This window comes from Photorhabdus sp. S10-54 (assembly GCF_963878145.1).
Classification (GTDB): domain Bacteria; phylum Pseudomonadota; class Gammaproteobacteria; order Enterobacterales; family Enterobacteriaceae; genus Photorhabdus; species Photorhabdus kayaii.
The window spans coordinates 55,420-77,150 of sequence record NZ_CAWNXG010000024.1 but is presented as its reverse complement, the minus strand read 5'-3'; the positions used below and the strand labels follow the sequence as shown (position 1 = coordinate 77,150).

At 42.3% G+C, this 21,731-nt stretch carries 19 protein-coding genes and 3 pseudogenes; 8 read left to right on the top strand and 14 right to left on the bottom strand.

What is annotated here, in order from left to right; all coding sequences use genetic code 11:
* Positions 1 to 122: pseudogene (locus AACQ83_RS24650) on the top strand (IS982 family transposase); the annotation flags it as partial.
* Between the two features lie 409 nt (positions 123 to 531).
* Here AACQ83_RS24650 and AACQ83_RS14140 read toward each other — a convergent pair.
* The 7 genes from AACQ83_RS14140 to AACQ83_RS14110 form a co-directional block, all read right to left on the bottom strand.
* Positions 532 to 1,791 (bottom strand): insecticidal delta-endotoxin Cry8Ea1 family protein, encoded by a 1,260-nt coding sequence (locus AACQ83_RS14140; RefSeq protein WP_112878276.1) that lies wholly within the window; start codon positions 1,789 to 1,791, stop codon positions 532 to 534.
* Between the two features lie 29 nt (positions 1,792 to 1,820).
* On the bottom strand, positions 1,821 to 2,222 hold the full coding sequence (locus AACQ83_RS14135; protein WP_112878275.1) for a hypothetical protein: 402 nt from the start codon (positions 2,220 to 2,222) through the stop codon (positions 1,821 to 1,823).
* A 921-nt stretch (positions 2,223 to 3,143) separates the two neighbouring features.
* Positions 3,144 to 3,845, bottom strand: coding sequence for a high-affinity branched-chain amino acid ABC transporter ATP-binding protein LivF (livF, locus tag AACQ83_RS14130; protein WP_112878274.1), 702 nt, complete (start codon positions 3,843 to 3,845; stop codon positions 3,144 to 3,146).
* A gap of 2 nt (positions 3,846 to 3,847) precedes the next feature.
* Positions 3,848 to 4,621: a high-affinity branched-chain amino acid ABC transporter ATP-binding protein LivG gene (livG, locus tag AACQ83_RS14125; protein ID WP_112878273.1), complete on the bottom strand. Its 774-nt coding sequence runs from the start codon at positions 4,619 to 4,621 to the stop codon at positions 3,848 to 3,850.
* Complete coding sequence (locus AACQ83_RS14120) at positions 4,618 to 5,895, bottom strand: high-affinity branched-chain amino acid ABC transporter permease LivM (RefSeq protein ID WP_112878272.1); 1,278 nt, start codon at positions 5,893 to 5,895, stop codon at positions 4,618 to 4,620. Before AACQ83_RS14120 ends, livG begins: the two co-directional genes overlap by 4 nt.
* Complete coding sequence (gene livH / locus AACQ83_RS14115; protein WP_112878271.1) at positions 5,892 to 6,818, bottom strand: high-affinity branched-chain amino acid ABC transporter permease LivH; 927 nt, start codon at positions 6,816 to 6,818, stop codon at positions 5,892 to 5,894. Before livH ends, AACQ83_RS14120 begins: the two co-directional genes overlap by 4 nt.
* A gap of 61 nt (positions 6,819 to 6,879) precedes the next feature.
* Entirely contained in the window at positions 6,880 to 7,992 is a 1,113-nt protein-coding gene (locus AACQ83_RS14110) for a branched-chain amino acid ABC transporter substrate-binding protein (protein WP_112878270.1), read from the bottom strand.
* Positions 7,993 to 8,507: 515 nt separating this feature from the next.
* On the opposite strand from AACQ83_RS14110, the gene panM reads away from it, so the two are divergent.
* Positions 8,508 to 8,906 (top strand): aspartate 1-decarboxylase autocleavage activator PanM, encoded by a 399-nt coding sequence (gene panM, locus AACQ83_RS14105; protein ID WP_112878269.1) that lies wholly within the window; start codon positions 8,508 to 8,510, stop codon positions 8,904 to 8,906.
* On the opposite strand, the gene AACQ83_RS14100 is transcribed toward panM, so the two are convergent.
* The 5 genes from AACQ83_RS14100 to ftsY all read right to left on the bottom strand — a co-directional run bounded on the left by AACQ83_RS14100 (position 8,894) and on the right by ftsY (position 14,389).
* Positions 8,894 to 10,033: a glycerate kinase gene (locus tag AACQ83_RS14100; protein ID WP_112878278.1), complete on the bottom strand. Its 1,140-nt coding sequence runs from the start codon at positions 10,031 to 10,033 to the stop codon at positions 8,894 to 8,896. The two genes, panM and AACQ83_RS14100, sit on opposite strands and share 13 nt — an antisense overlap.
* A 96-nt stretch (positions 10,034 to 10,129) precedes the next feature.
* Complete coding sequence (gene rpoH, locus AACQ83_RS14095; RefSeq protein WP_112878268.1) at positions 10,130 to 10,987, bottom strand: RNA polymerase sigma factor RpoH; 858 nt, start codon at positions 10,985 to 10,987, stop codon at positions 10,130 to 10,132.
* Between the two features lie 437 nt (positions 10,988 to 11,424).
* The gene (gene ftsX, locus AACQ83_RS14090) at positions 11,425 to 12,399 is read right to left on the bottom strand and encodes a permease-like cell division protein FtsX (RefSeq protein ID WP_112878267.1); all 975 of its coding nucleotides are present in this window, start codon (positions 12,397 to 12,399) and stop codon (positions 11,425 to 11,427) included.
* Positions 12,392 to 13,057, bottom strand: a complete 666-nt coding sequence (gene ftsE, locus AACQ83_RS14085) for a cell division ATP-binding protein FtsE (protein ID WP_112878266.1) — start codon at positions 13,055 to 13,057, stop codon at positions 12,392 to 12,394. Before ftsE ends, ftsX begins: the two co-directional genes overlap by 8 nt.
* A 6-nt stretch (positions 13,058 to 13,063) precedes the next feature.
* Positions 13,064 to 14,389, bottom strand: coding sequence for a signal recognition particle-docking protein FtsY (gene ftsY / locus AACQ83_RS14080; RefSeq protein ID WP_112878265.1), 1,326 nt, complete (start codon positions 14,387 to 14,389; stop codon positions 13,064 to 13,066).
* Positions 14,390 to 14,547: 158 nt separating this feature from the next.
* Between ftsY and rsmD the strand changes: the two genes are divergently transcribed.
* The 4 genes from rsmD (at position 14,548) to AACQ83_RS14060 (ending at position 18,888) form a co-directional block, all read left to right on the top strand.
* Complete coding sequence (gene rsmD / locus AACQ83_RS14075; protein ID WP_112878264.1) at positions 14,548 to 15,132, top strand: 16S rRNA (guanine(966)-N(2))-methyltransferase; 585 nt, start codon at positions 14,548 to 14,550, stop codon at positions 15,130 to 15,132.
* 23 nt (positions 15,133 to 15,155) lie between these two features.
* The gene (locus AACQ83_RS14070; RefSeq protein WP_112878263.1) at positions 15,156 to 15,437 is read left to right on the top strand and encodes a DUF1145 family protein; all 282 of its coding nucleotides are present in this window, start codon (positions 15,156 to 15,158) and stop codon (positions 15,435 to 15,437) included.
* A gap of 388 nt (positions 15,438 to 15,825) precedes the next feature.
* On the top strand, positions 15,826 to 16,452 hold the full coding sequence (locus AACQ83_RS14065; protein WP_112878262.1) for a lysoplasmalogenase: 627 nt from the start codon (positions 15,826 to 15,828) through the stop codon (positions 16,450 to 16,452).
* Positions 16,453 to 16,596: 144 nt separating this feature from the next.
* On the top strand, positions 16,597 to 18,888 hold the full coding sequence (locus AACQ83_RS14060; protein WP_112878261.1) for a zinc/cadmium/mercury/lead-transporting ATPase: 2,292 nt from the start codon (positions 16,597 to 16,599) through the stop codon (positions 18,886 to 18,888).
* Between the two features lie 274 nt (positions 18,889 to 19,162).
* Here AACQ83_RS14060 and tusA read toward each other — a convergent pair whose 3' ends face one another.
* Positions 19,163 to 19,417, bottom strand: coding sequence for a sulfurtransferase TusA (gene tusA / locus AACQ83_RS14055; protein ID WP_011148230.1), 255 nt, complete (start codon positions 19,415 to 19,417; stop codon positions 19,163 to 19,165).
* Between the two features lie 182 nt (positions 19,418 to 19,599).
* Here tusA and AACQ83_RS14050 point away from each other — a divergent pair, with 182 nt between their 5' ends.
* Positions 19,600 to 20,274: a 7-cyano-7-deazaguanine/7-aminomethyl-7-deazaguanine transporter gene (locus AACQ83_RS14050; protein ID WP_112878260.1), complete on the top strand. Its 675-nt coding sequence runs from the start codon at positions 19,600 to 19,602 to the stop codon at positions 20,272 to 20,274.
* A gap of 123 nt (positions 20,275 to 20,397) precedes the next feature.
* Here the strand turns inward: AACQ83_RS14050 and AACQ83_RS14045 are convergent.
* Positions 20,398 to 20,753, bottom strand: a pseudogene (locus AACQ83_RS14045) (L-fucose operon activator); the annotation flags it as partial.
* Between AACQ83_RS14045 and AACQ83_RS14040 the strand changes: the two are divergent.
* Positions 20,728 to 21,390, top strand: a pseudogene (locus tag AACQ83_RS14040) (L-fuculose-phosphate aldolase); the annotation flags it as partial. The pseudogenes AACQ83_RS14045 and AACQ83_RS14040 sit on opposite strands and share 26 nt — an antisense overlap.
* Positions 21,391 to 21,731: the final 341 nt, after the last annotated feature.

Genomic DNA, 21,731 nt, shown 5'->3' with positions numbered 1-21,731 from the left:
ACCGCAGTCAGCTCGGTTTTTTATTGGAAATCGTCGCGGGCTTAATTGCTTATACATTCCAACCTAAAAAACCGAGCTTGAATTTACGGGATTGTGATATCGCTATTTTTAAACGAAGCTGAGGTTAATAATTTATAATTTTCCAGTGATAGCGCTTTCACCATCTTTTTCAAGAAAATGACCGATCGTTCCCTAAGAGAATATATGTCTGCTTATACCCGTTATCTTTCAAGTTGCCTCTTTGTTGGCTGCACTCGCTCACCCCGGTCACATAGTTTGCTATGCTCCCGGGGATTCTCTCCCTTGCCGTCGCGATGCATCTTGAAATCCATTGGGTATATATGGAACATCGTTATTGAGGTAAGTAGTTACTGAGGTAAGTAGTTATTGAGATAATATACAAAAATTGCCAACATCAAAATAGCTATTCACCATATGAACATAGACGTCGGCAATTGCATCAAATAAAGAAGGTAATCAAATAAAAGCTAATAACATTCTACGTACATAAATATACCTTATTAAAAGCTATTATTTTTCATCATCATTTATCAACTGATAAGATACAGCAATATTTGCTGCCTGACCTGCTAATGGGCTGTAATCACTGGACAAATATATCCCTGAAATATAGTGACTTTCACCAACATAAAATTTCCTATATCGAGATGTTCCAGGATCGCCAAATAACAATGAACGACCATCACTCAAAGTAAATACCGCTCTATCAACAGCACCATTGCCCCATACTTCCAAACTGGTAATTCGACTACCATTCAAAGAAATAGATGCCGTCTCACCAGATATTGTACCTAATCGATGGCTACTACCATCATCAAATACAACTGTCAGCCCTCCCACTCTCGGAGCCCCTCCAATACGTACAATATGTCCCATCAAAGAATCTATCTTTCTTCTCTTCCCTCCATTAAGAGCTGGTTTGAGAGGTGGAGCCATATCTTTCTCTGGAGTCAATGCCTGAATTCTGGCTTTTGCTGTTTGACGGTCAAAGAAAGTAGAATAACTTAAAACATCAACATAGATTCTATTATTTACTGACTCGGTTTCACTCAATTTATCCCAAATACTGATATATTCAATCCCATGTAAACGACAGTGACCATGAACAGACATAACATTATTTGCAACAGTGTCGGCAGTCGAGTTATTAAGAGCATCATTAAGCTCTCTATCATAGATATCATTAATATAACTATTAGCCTGTTCTACCGTCTTTTTGATTAATCCTCGGACTTTTTCAATATCAATATCACTAAGCCCAATTTCAGCTCTTCTCTCTAGACCAGCAACCCAATAGGTTATCTGCATCATAACCGTAGTAGAAAACATGGGTAATATTTGATAGTTAACATCATCCGAAAAATTATTAAATTTTTTGTGATAACCATCTATATTTTCTGCCAGGTTATTAAAAGCACTCCTCGCTTCGTCAGAGCCTGGATGCTTATCAAGAAGATCAGCAACGGTTGCCATTCGCTCTTGTATATATGCAATATCACCCGCAAGGATACCTTTAATCGTCTTTAACGCAGACTCCTCTATCATCCTCTCAATTTGTTTGACAATCCCTTCCCATATATTTTCTTTCGATTGAGGCCAGAATAAACCGACTAAAAAAGATATCGCAGGACCAACCGAAGGTATAAAAGATATACCCCCTATGATTGCATTTTTTACAATATCAGTAACATCCCACTCTAATGCACTCGTTTTTACCGCATATTCATTAGCCACAATGGTTCTGAGGTCTAAAACATTTTCTGTATGCATAATGAAACCCTTAAATTAAAATAAGATGTTTAAACCAAATTTGCCGTAACATAAGCCACTCTATCCGTGTTATTATAGATAACAAATTTACTATAATAAAAAGAGCTGCTAGGCACGTTTAATACCTTATCTTCTCCTAATCCTACATCTATAGAACCAGCCTCAAACCATTCAGAGGTAAAACTATGAGACCAGTAAAATTTAGCCGTAACACTATTTGCCAGCCCTGTATTTACAACTCTCAGAGAGCTTCTGGATTCTGGAATTATTGGGGTGTCTACTCTAAATACCTCCACACTAGCATGAGGTGATATAGTCAGATCACTCAAAGGACCAACTGCATTTAAATCTTTATATACTGGAACAGGAGAATTAGAATAAAATTCTGCTTTCTGCTCATCTGAATCAACAACAATGGTTATTCTAGACATATTTATTTTCCTCATTAAAATTTAAATAAAATATACTCAACTTGCATATAAATATTTTCAAAAACAGTATTACCACTTAATTAAAGATACTCTTTAACTATCATAGAACTACTATTATCTTTGGAAATTAATTCCCCGATATATTACGTGGACTTTACATACCACAATAACTCACCAGAACATTAAGATATCCATATTATAAGTAAGCCATTAACGAGACATATCTAAAAAAATCACAATAATATAAAAACTATAGCAGAGATACCGTTCGTGTCAATGTCCTTCTTCAATGAAATCACTATTATTTAAGAGTTAATGAAATTATATGAGATATAAAAAATATATACAAAAATATTAAAATTCAAATTATTAACATTACGTTATCCACTTGAATTTAATAATATCAATATTGATTACTATAGCATTATAAAATTCTATTTTTATTTTCCAATTTCATCTTTATACAGTAACTATAAAATGATAATAAACAATCTATTATCTTAACCATATATTACTGTTACATCCGCATAAATAATCTTTTTATTATCAATTGATTATATTTTTTACAAGATAACAGATGAGTATTTTTAAAATCACCCTCTTTCTGATGAAAAAAAAATTAACTTCATAATAGAAAATAATTTTGACTGTAGATTTTAGCTATTCAAATATGCTGAATACAGTTAATTGACCTTCCATTACTCCACCAATAAATTATGTCGCTTAAAATATGACGAAAAAATACAGAAAAAATGAGGGCAGATTTCAAAGCATTTGAAACCACACTCGTTGCCCCAATTCCAGATAATACCAAACTTAAAGCATCATTAATGGCATCCTCACCTTGGGAAAAACAACCTTCCCAGTACTACGAGGATAATCAACCATCTGAATTCCCTTCCTGTGAAAAAGAATACGCCTCTATCCTCCCAAATACGCATTTCTCACTGCTTCATTAACCAATAATGCAGACCCGCTGTCTTCTAGTACGATCTTACCGTTTTCCAATACATATCCTCGGTCAGCCAATTTCAATGCCTGATTTGCATTCTGTTCAACTAAAAAGATTGTCATCCCCTCTTCCCTCAACTGCTGTATAGTATCGAAAATCTGAATGATAATTATCGGCGCCAGTCCCAATGAAGGCTCATCCAGCAACAATAATTGTGGCTGACTCATTAAAGCGCGGCCAATTGCCAACATTTGCTGTTCACCACCGGACATCGTTCCAGCCCGCTGGTTACGTCTTTCCTGTAAACGCGGAAATAAATCATAAACCCGCTCAATGCGCCGCTGATACTGAGTCTTATCAGCAAAAAAGCCGCCCATTGCCAAATTCTCTTCCACTGTCATACGAGCAAACACTCTGCGACCTTCAGGAACAATCGCGATGTCCTCACGCATAATACGAGATGTCGACCATTGGGTGATATCCTGACCACGAAAAATAATGGAACCTTCAGTTGCTCTGGGTTCACTACATAAGGTGCTGAGCAATGTTGTTTTTCCTGCGCCATTTGCACCAATCAGAGTGACAATTTCTCCCTGCTGAATATTCAGGCTAACCTGATGCAACACCTGAACTTCCCCATAGTGGGCGGATACCCGCTTAAATTCCAACATAATTAATACACCTCGCCCAGATATGCCCGGATAACATCCGGATTGTTACGAATCTCTTCTGGCCTCCCTTGCGCCAAAGACATTCCCTGATTAACAACATAGATACGATCTGAAATTCCCATCACCAATTTCATATCATGCTCAATCAGCAATACAGAAACTTGATGATGTTCCCTTAGTTCAGCAATTAAAGCATTAAGCTCTTCTGTCTCTTTCGGATTCAGACCCGCAGCAGGTTCATCCAGCATCAAAATTTCCGGACGAACCACCATGCAGCGAGCAATCTCCAAACGCCGTTGCTGACCGTATGCCAGATTACCTGCCTGTCTGTTTGCCAGTGGTAATAAACCAATCCGTTCTAACCAAGTTATAGCCCAATCTACGGCCTTAGATTCTGCCCGGCGGAATGCCGGCGTTTTAAAAAGGCCAGCAAAAAGGCCCCTTTTCAGATGCTGATGCTGTGCCACTAATAGATTCTCTATCACTGTCATCTCCCGGAATAACCGCACATGCTGGAATGTTCTGATAACACCCAGACAAGCAATAGCCTGCCCAGATAACCCTTCCAGATGTTTTTCCCGCAGCTTTATCGTACCGCTAGTCGGACAGTAAAATCCTGTCAGACAATTAAAGATCGTGGTTTTCCCTGCTCCATTAGGGCCAATAAGAGAAACAATTTCACCCTGATTTAGCCTCAGGGCAACGTTATTAACCGCCAACAAACCACCGAAGCGCATGGTCAGATCGGAAACTTGCAATAATGGTGTTGCACTCATGCTTGCTTTCCTCCCTGTACCTGTCGTTCCAATTTGACATGACGGCGTTTTGTCGGTAGCAACCCTTGCGGGCGCCAAACCATCATCAATACCATCATTGCCCCTAGCAGCAACATACTGTAGGCATTCAGATCACGCATCATCTCACGGGAAACCACCAACAAAATGGCGGCTAGAATCACCGCAGTCTGTGAGCCCATCCCTCCGAGTACCACAATCGCTAGCACAAAAGCAGATTCAGCAAAAGTGAAGGACTCTGGGCTGACGAAACCCTGCCGGGCAGCAAATAAAGTACCCGCAAAACCGGCAAATGCTGCACTGATAGTAAACGCAGCCAGTTTAATACGGGTTGGACTCAGACCAAGAGAGCGGCAAGCAATCTCATCTTCACGCAGCGCTTCCCATGCGCGACCTAATGGCATACGCAGTAGTCGATTAATAATAAATACTGTCAGTATTACCAACAGTAACGCCACCAGATAAAGGAAGATGACCCGATCACTGGGATCGTATTTCAAACCAAAGAAGTTGTGGAAAGTATCCCAACCTCCCTCTTTCACACTGCGGTTAAATTCCAGCCCGAAGAAAGTCGGTTTTGGGATCTGGCTGATACCATTCGGACCACCGGTTATTTCAGTATTATTCAACAGTAGAATGCGAACAATTTCACCAAAACCAAGCGTAACAATTGCCAGATAGTCACCTCGCAATCGCAATACCGGAAAGCCCAACAACAACCCCGATAAAGCAGCCGTTAACCCCGCCAGCGGCAAACTCTGCCAAAACCCTAATCCGTAATAGTGACTTAGCAAAGAGTAGGTATAAGCACCGATAGCATAAAAACCTGCATACCCAAGCACCAGCAACCCCGACAAACCAACCACGACATTCAAACCCAACCCTAGCATGACATAAATTAACGTCAATGTAGCAATATCAACACTACCACGGGAGACAATAAACGGCCAGATAATTGCAGCAATAATGACCAATATTGCCAGTAACTTTTGTCCTTTGGTTGAGCCATCGAAATCCGGCAACGACCAGCTTTTAATCGGTACTTTCTTCATTATCTGCTGAACAACCGGACGCAATAGCTGGAACAGAAAAACAACCGCACAGCCAATACCAATCCATAACCATCGCACTTCATCGGCACGATGGACGACCAACTTCGTACCCTCCAGCGACAACTGCATCCCCATCATAAAGGCAGACAACACAAATAAAGCGACTGAGGCGATAATAGCATTCACCCAATTAGCATGTTTCATACCTTTTCTACCTCTGGACGTCCTAAGATTCCAGTCGGCATAAACAACAGCACAACAATGAGCAGAGCAAAAGAAACGGCATCTTTATATTCTGTGCTCAAGTAAGCAGAAGTTAAGGCTTCAGAAATTCCCAAAATCAAGCCACCAATCATCGCCCCTGGAATACTACCAATTCCTCCCAATACTGCTGCGGTGAAAGCTTTCATGCCTGCCATAAAACCGATATACGGATTTATTACACCGTAGAACTGCCCCAACAAAACACCGGCTATTGCAGCCATGACTGCACCGATAACAAAGGTTAAGGAAATCATTCGGTTAGTATTGATCCCCAACAAACTGGCCATTTTCAGATCTTCCGCACAAGCACGGCAGGCACGTCCCATACGGGAGTAGCGAATGAATATTGTCAATATCAGCATGGTAAGAAATGTCACTACCCAGATGGTCAGTTGCATTGCGCTAATACTGGCAGAAAATCCATCACTTTCGCCTAATACCCACTGCCCGGTAATCAGGCTAGGCAATGCCAGATCGCGAGAACTTTGTGACAGACTGACATAGTTTTGCAAGAAAATAGACATCCCAATCGCCGAAATCAGCGCAATCAGACGTTTGGAATGACGAACTGGCCTGTAAGCCACTCGCTCAATACTCCAACCATAAGCAGCAGCAATGACAATTGATGTTAAAAAAGCAGCAGTAATCAGCAACCAGCCCAAATCAACGCCCATCATGATCAGAGCCGCAATCACAATAAAGGAGACATAGCTACCAATCATGTAAACTTCACCGTGAGCGAAGTTAATCATCCCGATAATGCCATAAACCATCGTATAACCAATGGCAATCAATGCATAAGTACTACCCAGAGTCACTCCATTTAACATCTGTTGTAAAAAATAGAGAAATTGCTCTGACATACGTTGTACCTCTGGAATAACAGCTCCTGACAAACAGAAGCTGACGACTGTTCTGATGACTTTACTTCACAGAAGTAGAAGAACCATCTGCATGCCATTCAAAAATACCGAATTCGAACCCTTTTAGATCGCCAACGGCATTCCAGCTTAGTGTCCCCATTACGGTATCTACTGGATTCGCTTTCAGGTCTTTCACCAAATCAATCGGTTCCATACTACCGGTACGGTTCATTGCCGCAGCCAGAGATTGCAGAGCAGCATAGGTTGTCCAGACGAACGGACCTGTCGGATCACCTTTCTTACCTTTGATCGCCTCAACAATAGCTTTGTTCACCGGCACCTGATCGTAACGCTTAGGGAGGGTGACTAACATTCCTTCAGAAGCAACTCCAGCGATATTGGATAGCGAGGAGTTACCTACACCTTCCGGCCCCATAAAACGAATATTCAGACCAGACTGTTTAGCTTGACGCAGAATTTGCCCCATTTCAGGGTAGTAGCCACCAAAATAGACAAAATCCACATTCTCTTTTTTCAGGCGGGCAACCAGAGCCGAAAAGTCTTTATCACCAGCAGTAACGCCTTCAAACAAGACAATATTGGCTCCCGCTTTTTTCAATTTATCGAGAACAGATCGAGCCAACCCTTCACCGTATTGCTGTTTATCATGAACAATAGCTATACGCTGAGGTTTAATCTTTTCAGCAATATATTTCGCTGCCGTTGGTCCCTGATCAGAATCCAACCCGGTAGTACGCATAATCATTTGGTAGCCACGAGTTGTCAGATCGGCATTGGTTGCCGCTGGTGTAATCATAATGACACCTTCATCTTCGTAGATGTCAGATGCCGGTTGAGTAGAGGAAGAGCATAAATGGCCGATAACATAGCGAATGTTGTCATTAATCACTTTATTCGCGACAGCAACAGCCTGTTTCGGGTCACACGCATCATCATATTCAACCCCCACCAGCTTATTACCATTAATACCACCATTAGCATTGATATCTGCAATCGCCTGACGTGCGCCAGTAAATTCCATATCACCATATTGCGCAACTGGACCAGACATTGCTCCTACAATCGCCACTTTGGTCTCTTGTGCCCACAGTGAGTGACTCATCATCATGACAATACAGCCTGCTAATAGTGTTTTACCTGTTATGATTTTCATTTTATTTATCCCCGTGTTGTTATTGGTCTAATTTATTGTGTTTACCTTTTATACCCGTTATCTTTCAAGTTGCCTCTTTGTTGGCTGCACTCACTCACCCCGGTCACATAGTTACCTATGCTCCCGGGGATTCGCTCCCTTGCCGTCGCGATGCATCTTAAAATCCATAGGGTACAGATCTCCGATTATCTAATGGGATAACCGTGATTTTTTGTGATCTCTGATTAGATAAAGTAATTTTTATGAATAAGATTTTATTTTTCATGCTATTAAAATAGCATTTCATGCTTAAAATCAAATTAACAAGGTAGATAAAAGCATTAATTACAGAATAAAATACCGCCAAAGTTGATTGGAATTTAGACAAAACATAGTGTGATATTCTGGTTAAATATTAGTAAAGCAATCTTTAACTCGAAATATCGATCATGTTAAAAACATTTTTCCAGCAACGTATAAAAGCGGTTACGCGACACTCTATCGATCTATGCAACTAAAATTGATATGGAAAAACCATGAAGTTAACTATTGAACAACTTACTGTTTTATCAGCACAAGATATAATTGATCTAAAGAAAATCTGGCCTCAACAGGCTCCAGAGCAATGGCAAAGTTGGTTAAAAAATGAAAATAAACTGTTCGCTGCTCGTTTTAATGATAGATTACTGGCCGCAGTAAAAGTGACTTTCAGTGATCAATCCGGCCTGCTTAAAGATTTACGTGTCCGTGAAATAACACGCCGCCGGGGAGTAGGTTTATATCTGATAAATGAAATAAAAGCTCAGCATCCCACCATTAACCAGTGGAAGTTAAGCCTTGAAGGGTTCTCAGATGCTAACGAACCAGCATTAAAAGGTTTTATGAGTGCCTGTGGTTTTTACTACGATGCCAAGTCAAATTCTTATTCTAGCTGACCCATTTTCCAGACCGCAGCCACATTGCGGGCAGTCACCCTCAAATTCTCATGCCCGCAAGCAAGAGCGTCAGAAAGAGAACAAACGCCGGGCATAATTGAGAAAACGGCATCCAATCCGTGCTCATGAACGATGCTATAGTTCTGACTTATACTGCCAACCAATGCAATGGTTGAAATAGCATACTTTTTGGCGATACGAGCAACACCAATCGGCGTTTTACCGTAAATAGTCTGGCTGTCCATTCGTCCTTCACCAGTAATAACCAGATCAGCGCCTTGTACTGCCTTTTCCAATTCCAGCATGGAGATAACAATATCAATTCCCGGTTGCAATTTAGCGTCCAACCAACCAAGTAAAGGAACGCCCATTCCCCCTGCTGCTCCTGCACCGGGTACGTCAATGACCTTAATGCCTGTCAGTAATTCAATTTTCTCACCATAATGGCGCAGGGCTGCATCCAACTTTTTCACCATCTCTGGTGTCGCCCCTTTCTGTGGCCCGAAAATAGCAGATGCACCAAACTCACCACATAACGGGTTAGTCACATCACAGGCGACGATAATTTCAGTCCGACTCAAACGAACGTCCAAACCGGAAAGATCAATTTTAGCAAGCCGATTTAACGCAGCCCCGCCAGCCTCCAACGTTTTACCATCAGAATCAAGCAAACAAGCCCCCAACGCCTGCATCATACCGGCACCGCCATCATTAGTCGCGCTACCACCAATGCCTAAAATTATCTTTCTGACACCTTGATCCAAAGCAGCCAACATCAACTCACCGGTACCATAAGTCGTGGTTATCAGCGGATTACGCTTTTCCATCGGCACCAAATGTAAGCCAGAAGCCGCCGCCATTTCAACAACAGCGGTTTCTCCATCACCTAGTACGCCGAAAAAACTATCCACCGGCTGATTTAACGGACCGGTGACCGACAGACGTATAATCTTTCCACCAGTAGCTGCTACCATTGATTCAACTATACCTTCCCCCCCATCTGCCATCGGCAATTTAATGTATTCAGCTTGTGGATAGATTTCACGAAATCCCTGTTCTATCGCTTCAACGGCCTGTAAGGCGCTGAGACTTTCTTTAAATGAATCAGGTGCAATAACAATTTTCATAGGATTAGATGACAACAATGAAAAATAAAACAAAAAAGGCGATAAACCATTATCGCCTTTTTAATTATGAATACGTTAACGCAAAATCACCCTAATTTATGCCTCAATGGCTACACGCAATTTTTTCATGGCATTTTTTTCAAGCTGACGTACACGCTCCGCAGAAACACCATACTTATCCGCCAGTTCTTGCAGGGTAGATTTATTATCATCATCTAACCAGCGGCAACGGATAATATCCTGACTGCGCTCATCTAAGCTTTCTATCGCTACCGATAATTTATCAGCCGCATGGTTTTCCCAATTGTCCTCTTCAATGCCGTCTGCAAAATCAGATGCTTTATCCTGAAGATACAGCACTGGCGCAACCGGTTGACCTTCCTGACTATCATCATCGACAGACATATCAAACGCCATATCCTGCGCTGACATACGAGATTCCATCTCACGCACATCTTTACTGGTCACGCCAAGTTCTTTGGCGACCATTTCTACTTCGTCCTGATTGAACCACCCCAAGCGCTGTTTAGTTTTACGCAAATTAAAAAACAGCTTACGCTGTGCTTTAGTTGTTGCAACTTTAACAATACGCCAGTTACGCAGTACATATTCATGGATTTCAGCTTTAATCCAGTGGACGGCAAAAGAAACCAGACGCACCCCTACTTCCGGGTTAAAACGACGTACTGCTTTCATCAGGCCAATATTCCCTTCCTGAATTAAATCCGCCTGAGGTAGCCCATAACCAGCATAGCTACGAGCGACATGAACAACGAAGCGCAGATGAGACAGAATCAGCTTCTTAGCTGCATCCAGATCTCCCTGGTAATGCAGCCTTTCAGCCAGTTCCTTCTCTTCCTCTGCTGTCAGCATTGGATAAGTATTAGAGGCGCGGATATAGCCCTCTAGACTTCCTTGAGGAACTAACGCTAAGGTTTGCATTTCTTTGGCCATTCAAATCCTCTCAAATAAGGCTCAAATCGTTAGTATAGATTAGATTACATCAGTGTATATGAGAACCAACGTTCAACATACAGCGGTACAGTCTATCACCAGAATGTGCATATTCAAGTCACAGATCCATGGAAGAGTAATAATTTCAGCACCGACCATCCCGGTAATGGGTTCACAGAACAAAAAATAACAGATAGTTTTATATTTATGCAACTACCTTTATTTGTACTATCCCCGACAAATATTAATTCCATTTCACAAAAGCGCCCGCCAGGTTCACCGGGAGAGTACAAGCACCTTTTTAATTAATTCTACACAGAAGAAAATCATGATTTTAGATTTAAATCAATGAATAAGAAATTCTTACCCTAGGAAAAAGGAGATGATTATTGCGTTGTCAGGCTGATTTCGCTCAGCCTGTTGAGAAAATTACCGTTTTATTCTGGCGTAAAATGACGCAAATGCTGAGTTGTCGCTAACCAAGCAGCGACCCAACCAATCATTGCGGAGAGCAAAACTAGCAGCAGGGACTCATCCCATGAAAGCCCATGTAAATTAAATGTCGTGCCAAATACACTGGCAACCTGTGTGACAACATCAGAAAGTTTCCACACCAACAGTGCAGACAAAATTAACGATAAAATTGCCCCCAAAGCCCCTAACAAAGCACCACCATTGAGGAACGGGCGCAAAATAAAGCCATCCGTTGCACCAATAAGCTTCATCACGTTAATCGTATCACGATGACTGAAGATACTGAGACGCACACTATTACCGATGACCAAAAACAGCGCAACGATCATCAGAATACCGATTACTGTCACAATCTGACCGATAAGACCTGTCAGCGCTGCCAGACGAGCAAACCAGCTATCATCCATCCGAACTTCTTCAATACCTTTAACCTGAGAAACTCTATCACGCAGCGTGGTCAGCGTCTGTGAACTCTGAAAATCGATTTTCGGTGTGATAATAGCCACCGCGGGCAACGGATTCTCTTCCAGCATATCCAGTGCGCTACCAAAGCCAGACCAAGCGCGGAATTCTGTCATTGCTTCCTGACGTGAGAGATAGTTGACATTATCCACACCATCAAGTGCTTTCAGCTCACTTATTAATTTCTGAGCACTGCTATCATCCAGTGATTTATCGAGATATACCGTCAGTTGAGGGGAGGGATACCATGTCTCCGCAGCCTGGCTGACATTCTTCCATACAATGTAACAAACACTTGGTAATGTCAGGGAGATAGCAATCACCATCACGGTCAACAAAGTTGCCAACGGCTGACGCGACATATCTGTCAACGTATTCATCCAAGCATAGCGCCACTGCTCACGCCATCCTCCTTGTAAAACTTTACTTTTCGATCTTGTTACTTTCCCCGCTGCCTTACGCACATTTTTAACCATGATGCTCTCCCGCCATACGGCCCTGGCTCAGAGTCAGAATACGATATTTCCGTCTTTCAATCAGTGCCATATCATGGGTCGCCATCAGCACTGTCACCCCTACCCGGTTAAATTCTTCAAACAGTCGTAAAATACCCTCTGACAATTCACCATCCAGATTACCGGTAGGTTCATCCGCCAACAAAACAGTCGGCTTATTCACAACCGCACGAGCAATGCCAACGCGTTGTTGTTCTCCCCCTGAAAGCTGAATTGGGAAATTTTTCGCTTTGTCCAGCAGACCAACCTTATCCAGAGCAGCAGAAGTCCGACGACGGATATCTTCAGAACTCGCACCTGAAATAATCAGCGGCATTGCCACATTATCGTATACTGTCCGATTCAGCAGCAGATGATGATCTTGGAAGATCATACCAATCTGACGACGTAGAAAAGGTACCTCACGGCTTTTTAACCGACTGATATCATGACCGGCAAACCAGATATGTCCGGCACTAGGCCGCTCAATGCCACAGATCAGTTTCAGCAAGGTACTTTTACCTGCCCCTGAGTGACCGATTAGAAATGCCATTTCCGCAGGGCGCAAATGAAAATCCACCCCTTGCAGGGCTTGCCGTCCCCCCAGATAAGCTTTACTGACCTGTTCAAAGCGAATCATAGGTAATTAATCCTCTCGGGCAAAAAGTGCCTCTATAAAGTCGTCTGCCTTAAATGGCCGTAGATCTTCAATTCCTTCACCAACCCCAATATAACGAATAGGAATTTCAAACTGATCAGCAATGGCGAAAATTACTCCACCTTTGGCAGTACCATCCAGTTTTGTCAATGAGATGCCTGTCAACCCAACAGCTTCATGGAATAGTTTAGCCTGATTTATCGCATTCTGACCGGTACTGGCATCCAATGTCAGCATAATTTCATGTGGAGCATTTTCATCCAGTTTTTTCATCACTCGGACAATCTTCTTCAATTCTTCCATCAGATGAGATTTATTTTGCAAACGACCTGCGGTATCTGCAATCAGGACATCGACACCTTTGGCTTTAGCTGACTGAATAGCATCGAAAATCACGGAAGCAGGATCTGCGCCAGTATGTTGCGCCACTACCGGAATATGGTTACGTTCCCCCCACACCTGTAACTGTTCAACGGCGGCTGCACGGAAAGTATCTCCGGCTGCCAGCATGACAGATTTACCTTGTGCCTGAAATTGACGAGCCAATTTACCAATTGTCGTGGTTTTTCCCACACCATTAACACCAACCATCAGAATGACGTACGGCGTTTTTCCTTCAATGTCCAGGGGTTTATTCACTTTAGTCAGAATACCAGACATCTCTTCTTTCAGTTTGGTATACAACGCTTCTGCATCTTTTAGCTCTTTACGGCTGGCATGCGTTGTCAAACTGCTAATGATTTTACGGGTAGTATCGACACCAACATCAGCAATCAATAACTGCTCTTCCAATTCATCAAATAGGTCATCATCGATCTTTTTACCACTGAATAGACTAAGAAAACCGGACCCTAAATTCTGACGAGTTTTAACCAAACTGCGTTTCAAGCGAGAGAAAAAGCCCTCTTTAGTCGGACGCTCTTGCTCTTTTGATATAACTGGCTGTTCGGTTTGTACTTGTTCCGCCTGCTCTGCCACTAACCTTGCGGCTTCCTCTGCAAGACGCTGTTGTTCCGCCTGCTCCGCCGCTAACCTTGCGGCTTCCTCTGCAAGACGTTGCTGTTCCGCCTGCTCCGCCGCCAACCTTGCAACTTCCTCTGCAAGACGTTGCTGTTCTGCCTGCTCCGCCGCCAATCTCGCAACTTCCTCAGCAAGGCGTTGCTGTTCTGCCTGCTCTGCCGCTAACCTTGCGGCTTCCTCTGCAACACGCTGTTGTTCCGCCTGCTCTGCCGCCAATTGTTCTTCTTTTTGCTGCTCTTCCTGACGGCCACGCCCGAACCAGGAGAAAAAGCCTCTTTTTTTCTCTTTTGCCATTAGCTACTGCACTCCTCAAGGTTAAATCATGGCGTTACAACAAGGAATAATAACGAAATTAGAAACAGTCTAACATTTTCGTAATAGCTCAACACATATCAATCATGAATTTCATGGTAAATTAATGCCTGTAAGTCTTAACAACTGTTACGCAAATTATGGCAAAGAAATCACAACGGCAATCAATGGGACAAATCCGCATTATTGGCGGAAAATGGCGAGGCCGAAAATTACCTGTACCGGATAGCCCTGGATTACGTCCAACGACAGATCGCGTCAGAGAGACGCTATTTAACTGGCTAGCCCCAGTTATTCAGGAAGCACACTGCTTGGATTGCTATGCAGGAAGCGGAGCGCTTGGATTAGAAGCGCTTTCTCGTTATGCAGCCCAAGTTACCCTAATTGAATATGAACGTAATATAGCCAAACAGCTTTCCGCGAATTTGGATCTGCTCAGTACCCAAAACGCCGAGGTCATTAACGACAGTGCATTAACCTATTTATCCCAATCAGGAAAACCCTACGATGTCGTTTTCCTTGATCCTCCTTTTCGTAAAGGAATGCTTAGCGAAACCATAAAATTGTTGGAAGAGCAAAATTGGCTGGCAGATGAAAGCTGGATTTATGTTGAGGCTGAATCTGAATCAACGGCGATTGATGTGCCTGTTAACTGGCAACTTCATCGTGAAAAAGTCGCCGGACAAGTCGCATACCGGCTCTATATCCGTTACTTACCTGCATAACGCTTACTTTGGAGTACACACTGATGTTTATTCAATTGGGCAAACTGTTAATGATCTGTGTTTGGGGATTTCTGATCTTTAACCTGATCCATCCATTTCCAAAACCATTGAAGTATTTTATGGATGTCGCCATGATTTTCATGGTGGTCATGCATGCATTTCAAATGCTGCTTCTGAAAACCAGTCAGCCCAAAGACCAAAAACTCTCTAGCCTGATGCAAACCAAGATCTTCTTTTTTGGTGTCTTTGAACTACTGTCAATGCAGAAAAAACAACGGAAAGAGAAAAGCCATCACCTCAAATAGTAGACACACGCCCCAACACCCGGAAAGTATATATACCCGTCATCTTTCAAGTTGCCTCTTTGTTGGCTGCACTCGCTCACCCCGGTCACATAGTTACCTATGCTCCCGGGGATTCACTCCCTTGCCGTCGCGATCCATCTTGAAATCCATAGGGTATACAATTATGTGAGGAATGATTCATTTCATTCCCCTTTCCGGTTATGAGGAGGGTGTTTAGAATTCTGTCTCAACACAACTTATTGCCTGCTTTCTTTGCTGAACAGATAAATCATTTCTTAATTTATTGCCTATTTCCGCACAGATACTTAAACCAATCTCTATTATTTAAGTCTATATTTTGATAGTAAAAGAGTAGACCCCTTATCCATCACTTATTTAAGGAACAAAGATGAGCTGGCCATTTATTGCAGTATTTCTTTCTGGTTGGTTGTATGTTGATGCAGCTTACCGTGGTCCAAACTGGCAAAGATGGCTATTCAGGCCAGTCACTCTGCTATTGTTGTTATTGTGGGCATGGCAAGCGCCTGAGCTGCATATTTCAGGTTATTTAATCTGTCTTGGGTTATTTACTGCTTTAATATCAGATGCTCTGCGCATGCTCCCCAGTAAGTATTCACTACTCTCTCTAAGCACATTATTCCTCTGTTATCTGCTCTACACAATAAGCTTTGTAATGCAGATGAATTTCAGTTTCTTCTTCCCGCTGCCATTAATTTTACTGGTTCTGGGATCCGTTATTCTGCTGGTTATTTGGAATAAACTGGAGGAAATGCGCTGGCTAGTCGTTGCCTCAGTTGTCATACTCCTGATAATGGTGTGGATGGCAGGTGAACAATATTTCTCCCTTAATACAGCGTATGGTTTCTCCCTGTTAGCAGGCACTATCTTGTTATTGCTGTCACATAGTGTCTGGTTGATTAACCATTACCGTTTCCAGTTCAAATCTTCTAAGGCGATTGTAGCAACCTGTTATTTTATCGGCCATTTTCTGATTATCCGTTCTATTTATCTTTAATAAAAAGATTAAGTTGAAAATAGATATCAGCACTCAGTCGTACAATTTGACAACTTTATTTTTTCTTTTTATTGACTCTGGAGTAGGCTCCAAAGTGTAGAGTTTAATCATTATCTTTGAGTTAACTCTATTCAGGGGGAGTCCATGTACTCAAATTCAAACAAAAATAGTGCTCATCAACATAACCACCAGCATGGAAGCTGCTGCGCGACTACTACTTGTTCAGATCAGGCTAAACAAGTTAGTGAGCATTTACATAATCATGAACATGAACATGAACATGGTAAGACTTGCTCACATAAGCATCACCCTTCCCATGATACACAAGAGACACAAGCACCTGAGCTTTTGGCAAACCAACGTTTCAGTTGGGTGGTTAATGGTATGGATTGTCCAAGTTGTGCCCGCAAAATTGAAACCGCAGTCAGCAAAATTCCAGAAGTGAAACAAGCCAAGGTTCTATTCGCAACAGAAAAACTAGTTGTGGATGCGGATACAGATATACGTTCAGCCGTTATTCAAGCCGTTAATCAGGCTGGATTTGCTCTACGCAATTCCGATTCAAGTCAGAAAGCAGAAAAAAGCAGCCGCTGGAAAGAACTTGCCCCGATCATCACTCTTTCACTGATGATGCTGATAAGTTGGGGAATCTCTCACATCAATCCCTCATTTGGCCGTATTGCCTTTATTATCACTACCGTGATTGGATTGGTGCCTATTGTTACCAAAGCCTGGCAGCTCATACGATCAGGCACGCCATTCGCCATTGAAACATTGATGAGTGTTGCCGCCATTGGCGCACTGTTTATTGACGCCACCGCTGAAGCAGCAATGGTACTACTGCTGTTTATGCTTGGCGAAATGCTGGAAGCTTATGCTGCCGGCCGTGCTCGTCGAGGAGTTAGCGCATTGATGGCACTGGTGCCGGAAGAGGCTCTACTGATAAAAAATGGTGAAAAAAGAACTGTCCCAGTTTCAGACCTTCGCCCTGGCGATATCATCGAGATTGCTCCAGGCGGACGTTTACCCACTGATGCTGAATTACTCAATTCATTCGCTAGCTTTGATGAAAGTGCACTGACAGGCGAATCTATTCCGGTTGAACGAATGCAGGGAGAAAAAGTTCCGGCAGGTTGTTTATCCGTGGATCGTGCAGTCCAAATGAAAGTACTGTCCGAACAGGGCAACAATGCCATTGACCGTATTCTGCAACTGATTGAAGAAGCCGAAGAACGCCGCGCACCGATTGAGCGTTTCATTGACCGTTTTAGCCGGATTTACACTCCGCTGATTATGCTGTTTTCTGCGTTGGTTATCATCATTCCACCTACTGTATTCAGCCAACCTTGGGAAACATGGATCTACCGTGGTCTTACTTTGCTACTGATCGGTTGCCCTTGTGCTTTGGTGATTTCCACACCCGCCGCAATTACCTCTGCCCTTGCAGCAGCAACCCGCCGAGGTGCATTGATTAAAGGTGGCGCGGCGCTGGAACAACTGGGACTAATCACCACTATCGCTTTTGATAAAACCGGTACGCTGACCGCCGGTAAACCACAAGTCACAGATATAAAACCAGCAGAAAACATCAGCGAATCTCAGCTATTAACTCTGGCTTCCGCAGTAGAAAGTGGCTCCCACCACCCACTGGCTAAAGCCATTTTGCAATACGCAGAGAGTAAAAACGTTAGTATTACCGCAGCTGAACACCGTAAAGCGCTGGCGGGGGTTGGTGTTGAAGGTCAGTTGGACGGTAAACGTATTCTCGTCAGTGCGCCCGGAAAACTGCCAGCAAACACGTTATCTGAGCATTGGAAACAAAAAATTGTTCAGTTAGAGAATTGCGGTAAAACCGTTGTTGCCGTGATGCATGATGAACAATTTACTGGCCTTATCGCGATGCAAGATACGTTACGTCAAGATGCAATTGATGCTATCCGTTTACTGAAAGATCAAGGTATTAAATCGGTGATGTTGACAGGGGATAACCCACGTGCAGCAACTGCAATTGCCGGTCAGTTAGGAATAGATTTCCGCGCCGGGTTAATGCCAGAAGATAAAGTCAAAGCGGTCATTGCATTGAATAAAGATCACAGCACAATGATGGTCGGCGACGGCATCAATGACGCACCCGCAATGAAAGCTTCCAGTATCGGTGTAGCGATGGGAAGCGGTACCGATGTCGCTCTGGAAACCGCAGATGCAGCATTGACTCACAACCGTCTGACAGGTTTGTCGGAAATCATCACCCTTTCCCGCGCAACGCACAATAATATCCGCCAAAACATTGCTATTGCCTTGGGGCTAAAAGGGATCTTCCTTATCACTAGCCTATTGGGTATTACAGGCTTGTGGATGGCAGTACTGGCGGATTCTGGCGCAACCGCTCTTGTGACAGCAAACGCGGTCAGGTTATTGAGAATTAAACTGAAATAATGAAAATTGTCTAGCTATACCCTATGGATTGCAAGATGCATCGCGACAGCAAGGGAGCGAATCCCCGGGAGCATCGCGAACTATGTGACCGGGGTGAGTGAGTTGCAGCCAACAAAGAGGCAACTTGAAAGATAACGGGTATATTAAGGATATGAGTCTTATTCCCGGCTCATATCCTGTGCTATAGCAAGATGAATTCAGTGATAAAAGCTCATTGACGTTCGAAGGCATGGTAAAAAGCAAAAACGTTCATTCCTCAACTTGGCTGTTATATTCAGAGTTGACTCTCTTTTTTCCGCACCAGATAGCGATAAGGCATTTGTTCCGTTTCTTGCGCAACCAATTGGTGCTCCATAAAACGGCAGAAACTAGGAATATCCCGCGTAGTTGCCGGATCATCAGCAAGAATTAATAACATCTGCCCTGCTTCCATATGACGTACGGTTTTCCGTACCATCATTACCGGTTCAGGACAGCGAAGCCCTTGTGTATCAAGGGTTTTATCTGGATGAGTAAACACATCGGGCATAACTTATCTCTACTTCAGTCAGTCTATTAGACTGAATTATATTATAAAAAAGCTAGCAAAAATTAACTTTACGTACAGCATTTTGAATTCGTGCACAACCGACGTATCATGTGATGCGCCGTCAGTTAAAACGGCAGATCTTTCATTGGGTTCCCTCACCCCATATTCCAAAAAGGTACAATATGTTTTTATCAACTACAATTACACAACAGCGCGCTACCGCTTTAATTTGGCTTTCGCTATTTCACATTCTGATTATTATTTCCAGTAATTATCTGGTGCAACTACCCGTTTCTATTTTCGGTTTTCATACCACCTGGGGAGCCTTTACTTTCCCATTTATTTTTCTTGCAACAGATTTGACGGTTCGTATCTACGGCGCACCACTGGCAAGGCGGATCATTACCACCGTTATGATCCCCGCATTGCTGATCTCTTATATAATTTCTGCCCTATTTTTCCAAGGAGAATGGCAAGAGTTTACCACGCTACTTGAATTCAATCTCTTTGTTGCCCGTATTGCCTGTGCCAGCTTTATGGCTTACTTCCTTGGGCAGATATTGGATGTATACGTCTTCAATCGTCTGCGCCGGAGACGCAATTGGTGGGTCGCTCCCGCAGCGGCGATGTTCTTCGGTAACTTACTTGATACCCTTGCCTTTTTCTCTATCGCATTCTATCGCAGTACCGATGCTTTTATGGCTGCTAACTGGATCGAGATTGGGTTAGTCGATTACTGTTTTAAACTATTAATCTGCTTACTCTTTTTCCTACCCGCTTACGGCATTTTGTTGAATCTAATTTTAAAGTACTTCTTTGCCTATCAAACTAACAATACCCACATTCAAGTTCGCTGATTTTTATACGCCAGACAAATACCAATCTCTTAATCAGATCGCCTGATTAAGAGATTGGGCAGAGCGATAGTCTTCCATTTTATTTTTCTATGCCAATGCACTTATTAACGTTAACAACTACACCTAATAATTCGATATCATATCATTGATATTACTACAATTTTCTATCTTAATTTCGCTTTTTCGGTTAATTTTACTCTTATCAATTAGCAAGATTGATTGCAATGATCGTTTTATAAGAATTTCTTTAAATTGTGCATTATCAACATTCGAATCCCATAAATCGCCATTTGCATCAATGCCGTCACAGGAAAAAATAAATAGATCGATCTCTAAATTTTTTAATTGTGCAATAAGTGATGAATTAATATAACAAGCATATTTACGATGTAAAACTCCCCCTGAACTGATTAATTGAATATTTTTTTCTTTGATAATTGATGACAAATACGAATGCTATTGGTAAAAATAGTAATATTAAATACATTATCTCGTGAAATTATTCATACATGCTTAGAAATGACTCGATTAGGATTAAATCAAGGCACTGCGGGTAATGTCAGTGTCTGTTATAATAATGGAATGTTAATTACGCCGACAGGAATCCCTTATGAACAATTGACTGAAACACATATTGTTTATGTAGATGAAAATGGTCAACCTGAGGATAATAAAATCCCCTCAAGTGAATGGCGTTTTCATCAGGCAGTCTATCATGCCAGACCCGATGCCAATGCCGTTGTCCATAATCATGCAATTCATTGCACAGCAGTTTCTATTTTAAATAAGCCAATCCCGGCCATTCATTACATGATTGCCGCAGCGGGAGGAGATTCAATTCCCTGTGTACCTTACGCAACATTTGGCACCAAACAACTCTCTGACTATGTATTTAATGGTTTTAAAAACAGAAAAGCTATTCTATTACAGCATCATGAGATGATTGTTTGCGAAGTTAATCTACAAAAAGCACTATGGCTCGTACATGAAGTTGAAGTGCTCGCTCATCTATATTTACAGACTCTAGCGATCCAAAATCCAGTTTCTATTCTGAGCCCAGAGGAAATAGCAATTGTACTTGAGAAATTTAAGACATATGGTTTAAAAATTGAAAAAATAGGATCACTTTGCCAAGCGGCCATTATATTAATGAAACAAGTTGGTTTGAACAAGGTGCAATTAATGAATTATTCCTCGCGTCAAAAGAAAAGAGTTGTCTCGTAGTCAGAACTGCTAATTAAGAGATTGGTAAAGCAATAGCCTGCCACTCTGTCCGCTTTTTACCTGTCCAACCCACTAGCTTCCCCAAACGCAGCTATGAAGAAAAAGGGCCTGTTCCAGTGCAGAGATCCGGGCATAGATCAAAAAAACACACATTTCCCACGACAAAATGGGCATAACAACTTTATTTATCCATAACCAACCATTAATTTTTATAGATGGTGTTAGTCTGTGAA

Bases quoted from the DNA above. Each gene is read 5' to 3' on its own strand.
- AACQ83_RS14140 (WP_112878276.1), bottom strand. From the start codon at position 1,791: ATGCATACAGAAAATGTTTTAGACCTCAGAACCATTGTGGCTAATGAA.
- AACQ83_RS14135 (WP_112878275.1), bottom strand. From the start codon at position 2,222: ATGTCTAGAATAACCATTGTTGTTGATTCAGATGAGCAGAAAGCAGAA.
- livF (WP_112878274.1), bottom strand. From the start codon at position 3,845: ATGTTGGAATTTAAGCGGGTATCCGCCCACTATGGGGAAGTTCAGGTG.
- livG (WP_112878273.1), bottom strand. From the start codon at position 4,621: ATGAGTGCAACACCATTATTGCAAGTTTCCGATCTGACCATGCGCTTC.
- AACQ83_RS14120 (WP_112878272.1), bottom strand. From the start codon at position 5,895: ATGAAACATGCTAATTGGGTGAATGCTATTATCGCCTCAGTCGCTTTA.
- livH (WP_112878271.1), bottom strand. From the start codon at position 6,818: ATGTCAGAGCAATTTCTCTATTTTTTACAACAGATGTTAAATGGAGTG.
- AACQ83_RS14110 (WP_112878270.1), bottom strand. From the start codon at position 7,992: ATGAAAATCATAACAGGTAAAACACTATTAGCAGGCTGTATTGTCATG.
- panM (WP_112878269.1), top strand. From the start codon at position 8,508: ATGAAGTTAACTATTGAACAACTTACTGTTTTATCAGCACAAGATATA.
- AACQ83_RS14100 (WP_112878278.1), bottom strand. From the start codon at position 10,033: ATGAAAATTGTTATTGCACCTGATTCATTTAAAGAAAGTCTCAGCGCC.
- rpoH (WP_112878268.1), bottom strand. From the start codon at position 10,987: ATGGCCAAAGAAATGCAAACCTTAGCGTTAGTTCCTCAAGGAAGTCTA.
- ftsX (WP_112878267.1), bottom strand. From the start codon at position 12,399: ATGGTTAAAAATGTGCGTAAGGCAGCGGGGAAAGTAACAAGATCGAAA.
- ftsE (WP_112878266.1), bottom strand. From the start codon at position 13,057: ATGATTCGCTTTGAACAGGTCAGTAAAGCTTATCTGGGGGGACGGCAA.
- ftsY (WP_112878265.1), bottom strand. From the start codon at position 14,389: ATGGCAAAAGAGAAAAAAAGAGGCTTTTTCTCCTGGTTCGGGCGTGGC.
- rsmD (WP_112878264.1), top strand. From the start codon at position 14,548: ATGGCAAAGAAATCACAACGGCAATCAATGGGACAAATCCGCATTATT.
- AACQ83_RS14070 (WP_112878263.1), top strand. From the start codon at position 15,156: ATGTTTATTCAATTGGGCAAACTGTTAATGATCTGTGTTTGGGGATTT.
- AACQ83_RS14065 (WP_112878262.1), top strand. From the start codon at position 15,826: ATGAGCTGGCCATTTATTGCAGTATTTCTTTCTGGTTGGTTGTATGTT.
- AACQ83_RS14060 (WP_112878261.1), top strand. From the start codon at position 16,597: ATGTACTCAAATTCAAACAAAAATAGTGCTCATCAACATAACCACCAG.
- tusA (WP_011148230.1), bottom strand. From the start codon at position 19,417: ATGCCCGATGTGTTTACTCATCCAGATAAAACCCTTGATACACAAGGG.
- AACQ83_RS14050 (WP_112878260.1), top strand. From the start codon at position 19,600: ATGTTTTTATCAACTACAATTACACAACAGCGCGCTACCGCTTTAATT.